Origin of the sequence: Xenophilus sp. (genome assembly GCF_044462705.1) — a bacterium.
GTDB lineage: Bacteria > Pseudomonadota > Gammaproteobacteria > Burkholderiales > Burkholderiaceae_C > Xenophilus > Xenophilus azovorans.
This window is the reverse complement of the sequence record NZ_JBIQNC010000193.1, coordinates 1-8729: the sequence shown is the minus strand read 5'-3', so window position 1 is coordinate 8729 and position 8729 is coordinate 1. Positions and strand designations below refer to the sequence as shown.

Annotated in this window: 8 protein-coding genes; 5 read left to right on the top strand and 3 right to left on the bottom strand. The window is 72.9% G+C overall.

The annotated features are described in order from the left end of the window. The first annotated feature begins 5 nt into the window (after positions 1-5). A complete protein-coding gene (locus ACIY1X_RS21545) occupies positions 6-950 on the top strand; it encodes an ornithine cyclodeaminase family protein (RefSeq protein ID WP_038212482.1) in 945 nt (314 codons plus the stop codon). A 6-nt stretch (positions 951-956) separates the two neighbouring features. On the opposite strand, the gene ACIY1X_RS21540 is transcribed toward ACIY1X_RS21545, so the two are convergent. Next, positions 957-1712: a Crp/Fnr family transcriptional regulator gene (locus ACIY1X_RS21540; protein ID WP_211260279.1), complete on the bottom strand. Its 756-nt coding sequence runs from the start codon at positions 1710-1712 to the stop codon at positions 957-959. A 104-nt stretch (positions 1713-1816) separates the two neighbouring features. Here ACIY1X_RS21540 and ACIY1X_RS21535 point away from each other — a divergent pair, with 104 nt between their 5' ends. Next, on the top strand, positions 1817-2212 hold the full coding sequence (locus ACIY1X_RS21535) for a BLUF domain-containing protein (protein WP_038212485.1): 396 nt from the start codon (positions 1817-1819) through the stop codon (positions 2210-2212). Here ACIY1X_RS21535 and ACIY1X_RS21530 read toward each other — a convergent pair whose 3' ends face one another. After that, a complete protein-coding gene (locus tag ACIY1X_RS21530) occupies positions 2213-2518 on the bottom strand; it encodes a DUF2917 domain-containing protein (RefSeq protein WP_038212488.1) in 306 nt (101 codons plus the stop codon). Positions 2519-2659: 141 nt separating this feature from the next. Here ACIY1X_RS21530 and ACIY1X_RS21525 point away from each other — a divergent pair, with 141 nt between their 5' ends. Continuing rightward, entirely contained in the window at positions 2660-3646 is a 987-nt protein-coding gene (locus ACIY1X_RS21525) for a LysR substrate-binding domain-containing protein (RefSeq protein WP_038212491.1), read from the top strand. Positions 3647-3719: 73 nt separating this feature from the next. Further along, entirely contained in the window at positions 3720-4394 is a 675-nt protein-coding gene (locus ACIY1X_RS21520; RefSeq protein ID WP_038212492.1) for a hypothetical protein, read from the top strand. On the opposite strand, the gene putA is transcribed toward ACIY1X_RS21520, so the two are convergent. Further along, the gene (putA, locus tag ACIY1X_RS21515) at positions 4395-8216 is read right to left on the bottom strand and encodes a trifunctional transcriptional regulator/proline dehydrogenase/L-glutamate gamma-semialdehyde dehydrogenase (protein WP_157008144.1); all 3822 of its coding nucleotides are present in this window, start codon (positions 8214-8216) and stop codon (positions 4395-4397) included. A gap of 34 nt (positions 8217-8250) precedes the next feature. Between putA and ACIY1X_RS21510 the strand changes: the two genes are divergently transcribed. Continuing rightward, a partial coding sequence (locus ACIY1X_RS21510; protein ID WP_399684558.1) for an Lrp/AsnC ligand binding domain-containing protein occupies positions 8251-8729 on the top strand: 479 nt, incomplete at its 3' end.

Sequence of the window (8729 nt, the reverse complement as noted above, 5' to 3'; positions counted from 1 at the left end):
GCGCCATGCAGCCCTTCGACGCCGAGGCCACCCGCGCCGCCCTGCCCCTCGACCGCCTGATCCCCGCCCTGCGCGCCGCCTTCGCGGCCGAGGCGCAGGTGCCGCCGCGCCACGTCCACACCATCGCGCAGGGCGGCGAGGCGCAGGGCACCGTGCTCATCATGCCGGCCTGGAACGAGGCCTTCCTCGGCATCAAGACGATCAACATCTTCCCCGGCAACGGCGCGCGCGGGCTGCCGGGACTGCATGCGACCTACGTGCTGTATGACGCGGCCACCGGCGTGCCGCTGGCGCTGCTGGACGGCAACGAGATCACCGCGCGCCGCACCGCGGGCGCCGCGGCGCTGGGCGCGGATTTCCTCGCCCGGCAGGACGCGCGCCGCCTGCTGGTGCTGGGTACGGGCCGGGTGGCGCGCCTGCTGCCCGAGGCGATGCGCTGCGTGCGGCCGGGCATCGAGGAGATCGCCGTGTGGAACCATCGGCCCGGGGGCGCCGAGGCGCTGGCCGCGCAGTGGCGCGCCGCCGGCCTGCCGGCGCGGGCGGCGGCCGACCTCGAGGCGGCCGTGCGCGCGGCCGACATCGTGAGCTGCGCCACGCTGGCCACCGCGCCGCTGGTGCGCGGCGCCTGGCTGGCCGAAGGCTCGCACCTGGACCTGATCGGCAGTTTCACGCCGCAGATGAAGGAGGCCGATGCGGCCAGCTTCGGCGGCGGCGCGCGCGTCTACGTCGACACGGAGGAAGCCCTGCTCAAGGCGGGCGACCTGCTGGACGCCATCGCCGCCGGCAGCTTCCGCGCGGACGCGGTGCAGGGCACGCTGGCGCAGTTGTGCCGCGGCGAGCGCGCCGGCCGCGGCAGCGCGCGCGAGCGCACGGTGTTCAAGGCCGTGGGCTCGGCGCTGGAGGACCTGGCGGCCGCCACGCTGGCGTGGACGGCGCGCGCGGCCGCCTGAGCGGCGTCAGAGCAGCGGCGTGGGCCGCAGCGGGCGCTCAAAGTAGTCGCCCAGCCGCTCCAGCGCGTGCGGCTCCAGGATCTGCAGCACGCCGCCCTCCAGCCGGTGCAGGCCCATGCGCTGCAGCTTGCGCAGCGTCTTGTTGGTGTGCACCAGCGACAGGCCCAGCGCGTCGGCCAGGTGCTGCTGCGAGAAGGGGAAGGCCACGCAGCCGTGCGCGGCCATGCCCACCCGCTCGGCGCGGCGGTACAGGTGCAGCAGCAGCATCGCCACGCGCTCGGCGGCGCTGCGGCGGCCGGCGGTGACGAGGTTGTCGTCGACGAACTTCTCCTCGTTGGCCACCATCCAGGTGATGGCGTAGCCCAGCCGCGGCTGCTCGCGGAAGAAGGACCACAGCGCCTCGCGCGGGTACGCCGCCAGGATCACGTCGGTGGCCGCCTCCACGCCGTAGGAGGTGCCTTCGACGAACTCGTCCTGCAGGCCCATGAAGTCGCCGGGCAGCAGGAAGCTGAGGATCTGCCGGCGGCCGTCGCTCAGCGTCTTGTAGCGGAAGGCCCAGCCCTGGCAGAGCGTGAACAGCCAGGGGCTGCGGCGATGCTCCTCGATGACGGTGCGCCCGGCGCCGAGGCCTCGCACGCCGCGGCGGAAGGCTTCGATGGCCGTGCGCTCGGCCTCGCTCACGGGCAGGAAGGCCGGGTTCGCGCGAAGGGCTTCGAGGATGGCGCCGGCTTCGGCGTCGGAAGGCTGCAGGGCTTTGTCCACGCGCGCGACTATAGGCGTGCGGTGCCATGTCTTTTGACATTTCTGCCGCCACGCCGGCGCCCTACAGTCGCGTCCCTCCCTTCAGCGCGATTGCGGCGGACGATTTGCCCCTCTACGAATTTCTCTACTGCAGCACGCTGGCCGACGGCCAGTCGCCTTCGGTGATCGCCCAGATCCTGGCGCGCGCACGGCCGCACAACGCGGCGCACGAGATCACCGGGCTGCTGGTGTTCGACGGCCAGCACTTCTGCCAGCACCTGGAAGGCCCGCACGCGCCGCTGGAGGCGCTGATGGCCCGCATCGCCGACGACCCACGCCACACCAGCGTATGCATCGCCCACGAGGGGCCGCTGGCGCAGCGCCGCTATCAGCGCTTCGACATGGGCTACGCGGAAGCGGAGGGCGCGGCCCAGATCGGCGCGCTGTTCACGCTGCGCGACGAGGCCGCGCTGGCGCACTTCCTCGGGCTGCGCCCGGGCTTCGACGTCCACGGCGGCTGATCAGCCGTCCTGCATGTCCCAGCTGTAGGTGGCGCCGTAGCCGTCCCACGGCTCCATCACGATGCGCTGGCCGGCTGCGACCGGCAGCGCCTCGCCGGGGCCGAGCACCAGGTCCTCGCTCGCGTGGGCCGCGGTGGCGTCGCGCGTGATCCACAGGCGCCCCTGCCGCACGCGCAGCACGCTGGGCCGCCGGGCCCGCAGGCTGGTGGCCTGCCCGGCCGCCAGTTGCCAGGCGCCGCGGCGCACGGCCGGCGGCACGGCCGCGGCCGGGGCCAGGGTGGAAGTGCAGACGGTGGCGCTGGACATGACGGACTCCTCAGGGTGGTGGGTGAATGCGCGAACATCGCGATTCGGGAATGAATGATCCCGGCAAGCCTCATGGCAGTCCAATGAAAACGCGCTAGGCTACTGATTCCGGTTTCGCATCAATCGCGTCATCGGACCTTCATGCAGCACTCCCAGACCCACCTGCGCACCCGCCCCATCGGCGCCGGCCACCTGCGCGCCTTCGAGGCGGTGGCGCGGCACCTGAACTTCCGCGCCGCCGCCGAGGAGATGGCGCTCACCCAGTCGGCCGTGAGCCGGCAGATCCAGTCGCTGGAAGAAGAGGTGGGCGTGCCGCTCTTCCTGCGCCACACGCGCGCCGTCGAGCTGACCAGCGCCGGCGCGCAGCTGCTGCTGGCGGTGCAGCAGTCGCTGCCGCGCATCGACGGCGCGGTGCGGCAGATCCGCGCCAGCGCCGGGCGCAAGAGCGTGGCGCTGACCACCTTCGCCTCCTTCGCGTCGATGTGGCTGATCCCGCGCATGGAGGCCTTCCAGCGCGACAACCCGGAGATCGACATCCGCATCGACGCCAGCGACTCGGCGGTGGACCTGGACGTGGCCGACGTCGACCTGGCGCTGCGCTACGGCCCGGCCGACAGCATGCCGGCCGGCGCCGTACGGCTGTTCGGCGAGACGCTGATGCCGGTGGCCAGCCCCTGGCTGCTCAAGAGCAGCCCGGCCATCCGCAAGCCGGAGGACATCGCCGGCTTCACCCTCATCGAGGCAGGCGACGCGCACCGCACGCACCTCGAATGGCTGACCTGGCGGCGCTGGTTCGACGCCGCCGGCCTGACACGGGTGCAGCCGCGCCGCTGGCTGTACTTCAATTACGCCTACCAGATGGTGCAAGCCGCCCTCGCCGGCCAGGGCGTGGTGCTGGCGCGCAGCCCGCTGATCGCCGAGAGCCTGAGCAACGGCGACCTGGTCGAGGTGCTGCCCGCCAGCCAGCGCGTCGATTCGCCCCTGGCCTACTGGATGCTGGTGGCGCCGCGCAGCGCCGCGCGCCCGGAGATCGCGGCCTTCTGCGACTGGCTGCGCCTGCAGGCCGCCGCCACGCGCGAGACCATCGGCGACGGTCCGGACCCGGACACCGTGGACAACATCGATTGACCGACTGCGGCGGCGCGCGGCCTATGCGCTCCGTCGGATGGCCGCCCCTCCCGCCGGTCCGGACAATGCCCTGATGACCGCGCTGCGAACCCGCCTCCTGCTGCCGCTGTGCGCGCTGCTGCTGCCATGCCTGCCCGGTCCGGCCGCCTCCGCCGAGCCCTGGCCCGAGCCCGCGATGGCCGTCGGCCAGGGCGCGCCGCGCTGGCGCAGCTTCGTGCCCAAGGACATGGCGACCATCGGCGAGCCGGTGGAGGTGGCTTCGGAGCATTCGCCCAATCCGGTGCAGGCCATCCTGCTGCGCCGGGACGAGCAGTACGCGCTGCTGATCGGCACCACCACCGGCGACGGCCGCTTCGAGGCCTGGCACTGGGCCACCTTCATGAACTGCCGCATCTGCCTGGACGACCCGACGGCGCACGTGCGGGTGCGCCTGGCGGGCCGCGGCCGGGTGCTGAGCGTCACCGCCGAGGCCGCCTCCGAGCGCGAGAACGCGCGCTGGCGCGTCACCTGGCGGCTGCGCGAGCGCGAGCAGGACGGCATGGTCGAGCTGATCGGCCTGGACGCGCTCACCGGCATCGAGGGCCGGCAGGGCACGCGCGAGAGCGCCAACCTGCTGACCGGCGAGACCGTGACCGAGACCGGCACCCTGCGCCGCGGCCGGCTCGCGGCCGTGGGCGCCGCCACGCGCGCGAAGCAGAAGGTGCCGCCCGCGCGGCCGCTGGCGGATGCGGTGGAGCCTGCGTTCTAGTCAGGCGATCGTCATCAGGCTCGCATTGCCGCCCGCCGCGGCCGTGTTCGTGCTGACGGCGCGTTCGAGCACCAGCGCCTCCAGCGGCATGTCGTCGCTGCCGGGGTCGAAGCGGCGCAGGCAGACGATGGGGCCGTCGCGCTCGGCCAGCCGCGCGGCGGCGGCGCGCAGGTCCGCCTCGCTGCCCTGATGCAGCGCGACGTCGAACGCCACGCCGGGCGCGTTCCAGTCGCTCGCCAGGGCGATGGCGCCCTGCACTTCCAGCGGCAGGCCGGCATGCAGCTTCCCGGTGGCGGCGGTCAGCGGCCAGATGGCGCGGCAGCCCACGGCCAGCACGCCGGCCAGTTGCAGCAGCAGCGCGTCTTCCGATGCGGCCAGGCACAGCGCGGCCTCGCGCGGGTGCAGCGAATAGACGTTGCGCTCGCCGGTCGGCCCGGCCAGCACGCGCGCCTGGCGCGAACCGGCGCGGCGGGCCAGTTCGCGGCACCGGGCCGCCAGGCCTTCGCCGCGATGCTCCGCCGCCCAGGCCGCGAGCGCGGCGAAGGCCGGCGACGGCGCCTGCGCGCGGCCTTCGGGCACGGAGCCCGGCAGGCCGCAGCCGGCGGCGCGCGCGAGCACGTCGCCGGGCCGTGCGGCCAGCAGGCGGTACATGTACAGCGGGCCGCCGGCCTTCGGGCCGGTGCCCGACAGGCCCTCGCCGCCGAAGGGCTGCACGCCGACGACGGCGCCCACCATGTTGCGGTTGACGTAGAGGTTGCCCACGCGCGCGCGCGAGACCACCTGGCCGATCGTCTCGTCGATGCGCGTGTGCAGGCCCATCGTCAGGCCATAGCCGGTGGCATTGATCTGCGCCATCAGCCCGTCCAGGTCCTCGCGGGCGTAGCGCACCACGTGCAGCACCGGCCCGAAGACCTCGCGCTTCAGTTCGGAGATGCTTTCCAGCTCGATCAGCGTCGGCACGACGTAGGTGCCGCCCTCCAGCACGTCGTGCGCGCAGCGGCCCAGGCGGTGCACGCGCCGGCCGCGGCCGCGCATGGCTTCCACGTGCGCCTCGATGGTCTCGCGCGCGCCGGCGTCGATGACCGGACCGACGTCGGTGCGCAGCGCGGCGGGGTTGCCCACCGTGGCCTCGGCCATCGCGCCGCGCAGCATGTGCAGCAGGCGGTCGGCGACATCGTCCTGCACGCACAGGATGCGCAGCGCCGAGCAACGCTGGCCCGCGCTGTCGAAGGCCGAGGCCATCACGTCGGCCACGACCTGCTCCACCAGCGCCGAGGAATCGACCACCATCGCGTTCTGCCCGCCGGTCTCGGCGATCAGCGGCACCGGCGCGCCGGTGGAGCCCAGCCGCTCGGCCAGCGTGAGCTGCAACTGGCGCGCGACCTCGGTGGAGCCGGTGAACATCACGGCCTGCACCCGCGCGTCGGCGACCATGCGCGCGCCCACCGTGGAGCCCCGGCCCGGCACGAGCTGGATCGCCGCGGCGGGCACGCCGCCCTCGCGCAGCAGCCGCACGCCCTCGGCCGCGATCAGCGAGGTCTGCTCGGCGGGCTTGGCCAGCACGGTGTTGCCGGCGGCCAGCGCCGCGGCGATCTGGCCGATGAAGATGGCCAGCGGGAAATTCCACGGGCTGATGCACAGCACCGGCCCGAGCGGGCGGTGCGTGGCGGCGTCGAAGTCGGCGCGCGCCTGCTGCGCGTAGAAGCGCAGGAAGTCGATCGCCTCGCGCACCTCGGCCACGCCGTTGGCGCAGGTCTTGCCGGCCTCGCGGGCCAGCAGGCCCAGCAGGCGCGGCAGTGCCTGCTGCAGCAGGTCGGCCGTGCGCTCCAGCGCGGCGGCGCGCTGCGCGGCGGGCATGGCGGCCCAGGCGGGCGCGGCCTCGGCGGCGGCGCGCAGGGCGGCGTCGATCTCGGGCTCCGTGGCGGCGCGCACGCGGCCCACCACGTCGCGGAGGTCGGCCGGGTTGCGCTTGTCCTGCCACGCCGGGTCGGCCACGGGCACCGGCTGCGCGAGCATCGGCTCCGCCTGCCGGGCGGTGCCGGCCTGCTGCACGAGCAGTGTTTCGAGTCCGCGCAGCGTCCCGTCGTCGGACAGGTCCAGGCCCGTCGAATTGCGGCGCGCCTCGCCGTACAGCGCGGCCGGCGCGGCGATGGCCGGATGAGGCCGGCCCAGTTCACCCTCTTCCTGCGCCATGCGTTCGACCGCCGCGACCGGGTCTTCCACCAGCGTCTCGATGGAGATGGTCGGGTCGGCGACGCGGTTGACGAAGGAGGTGTTGGCGCCGTTCTCCAGCAGGCGGCGCACCAGGTAGGCCAGCAGCGTCTCGTGCGTGCCCACGGGCGCGTAGATGCGGCACGGCCGGCCGAGCCTGCCGGCCTCGGCCGGGCCGACCACCTGCTCGTACAGCGGCTCGCCCATGCCGTGCAGGCACTGGAACTCGTACTGCCCCGGCTGCCAGGCCGACGGATCGGCCATCGTGTAGATGGCCGCCATCGTGTGGGCGTTGTGCGTAGCGAACTGCGGGTAGACCTGCTGCGGCGCCGCGAGCAGCTTCCTCGCGCAGGCGAGGTACGACACGTCGGTGTAGACCTTGCGCGTGTAGACCGGGAAGCCCGCCTGCCCATCCACCTGGGCGCGCTTGATCTCGCTGTCCCAGTAGGCGCCCTTGACCAGGCGGATCATCAGCCGGTGGCGGCTGCGGCGCGCCAGGTCGATCAGGTGGTCGATCACGAAGGGGCAGCGCTTCTGGTAGGCCTGGATCACGAAGCCGATGCCGTTCCAGCCGGCCAGCGCGGGCTCGAAGCACAGCTTGTCCAGCAGGTCCAGCGAGAGTTCGAGCCGGTCGGCCTCCTCGGCGTCGATGTTCAGGCCGATGTCGTGGCGGTGGGCCAGCAGCGCCAGGCTGCGCAGCACCGGGTACAGCTCGTCCATCACGCGGCCGTGCTGCGCGCGGCTGTAGCGCGGGTGCAGGGCCGACAGCTTGATCGAGATGCCCGGCCCCTCGTACACGCCGCGCCCGGCGGATGCTTTGCCGATGGCGTGGATCGCCTGCTCATAGGACTCGCGGTAGCGGTCCGCATCCTCGGCCGTCATCGCGGCCTCGCCGAGCATGTCGTAGGAATAGCGGAAGCCCTGCGCCTCCAGGCCCTTCGCGTGCGCCAGCGCGTCCTGGATGGTCTCGCCGGTGACGAACTGCTCGCCCATCATGCGCATCGCCATGTCCACGCCCTTGCGGATCATCGGCTCGCCGCCCCTGGCGATCAGCCGCGTGAGCAGCGTGGACAGCGAGGTCTCGCTGTGCGTGGCGACCAGCTTGCCCGTCAGCAGCAGGCCCCAGGTGGCGGCGTTGACGAACAGCGATGCGCTGCGGCCCGCGTGCGCCTGCCAGTGGCCGTGCGCGATCTTGTCGCGGATCAGCGCGTCGCGCGTGGCCGTGTCGGGGATGCGCAGCAGCGCCTCGGCCAGGCACATCAGGGCCACGCCCTCCTGCGATGACAGCGCGTATTCCTGCAGCAGGCCCTGCACGATGCCGGCCCGGCCGGCCCCGCTCCTGCGTTCGCGCAGGCCCTGGGCGATGCGCAGCGCCAACGCGTGGGCGCGGCCGGCGGCCTCGGGCGCCATCCGGGCCTGCGGCAGCAAGTCGGCCAGGGCCTGCGGCTCGGGCATCCGGCAGGCCCCGGTGATGCGCCGGCGCAGTTCGCTGGCGTCGGCGCCGCCGGCGAAGCCGCGGAAGAAGAAGGCCGGGTCGACGGGTGCGCGGTTGTCCATGGTGAAGCCTGCTGAAGAATGGGCGGTGGAGATGTGCGCATCATGCGGCGGCATTGATAGAATTTTTGTTCGAATTTCATTCGAAAAAATGAACAAATCTCTAGATCAATCGAACGAAGCCGTCGATCTGGACAGACTGGACCTGCGCATCCTGGCGGCCCTGCAGGCCGACGGGCGCATCACCAACCTGAAGCTGGCCGAGGCGGTCGGCCTGTCGCCCACGGCGGTGCTGGCGCGCGTACAGCGCCTCACGCGCGACGGCTACATCCTCGGCTACGAGGCGCGCCTGAACCCGCTGAAGCTGGGCGCCGGCATGCTGGTGTTCGTGGAGATCCTGCTGGACCGCACCACGCACAACGTGTTCGACGAATTCAAGGCCGCGGTGCAGGTGCACCCGCAGATCATGGAATGTCACATGGTCGCCGGCGGCTTCGACTACCTGCTCAAGACGCGCTGCGCCGACATGAACGACTACCGGCGCTTTGCCGGCAACGTGCTGTGGCAGCTGCCCGGCGTGCGCGAGACGCGCACCTATGCCGTGATGGAGGAGGTCAAGGACTCGGCGCG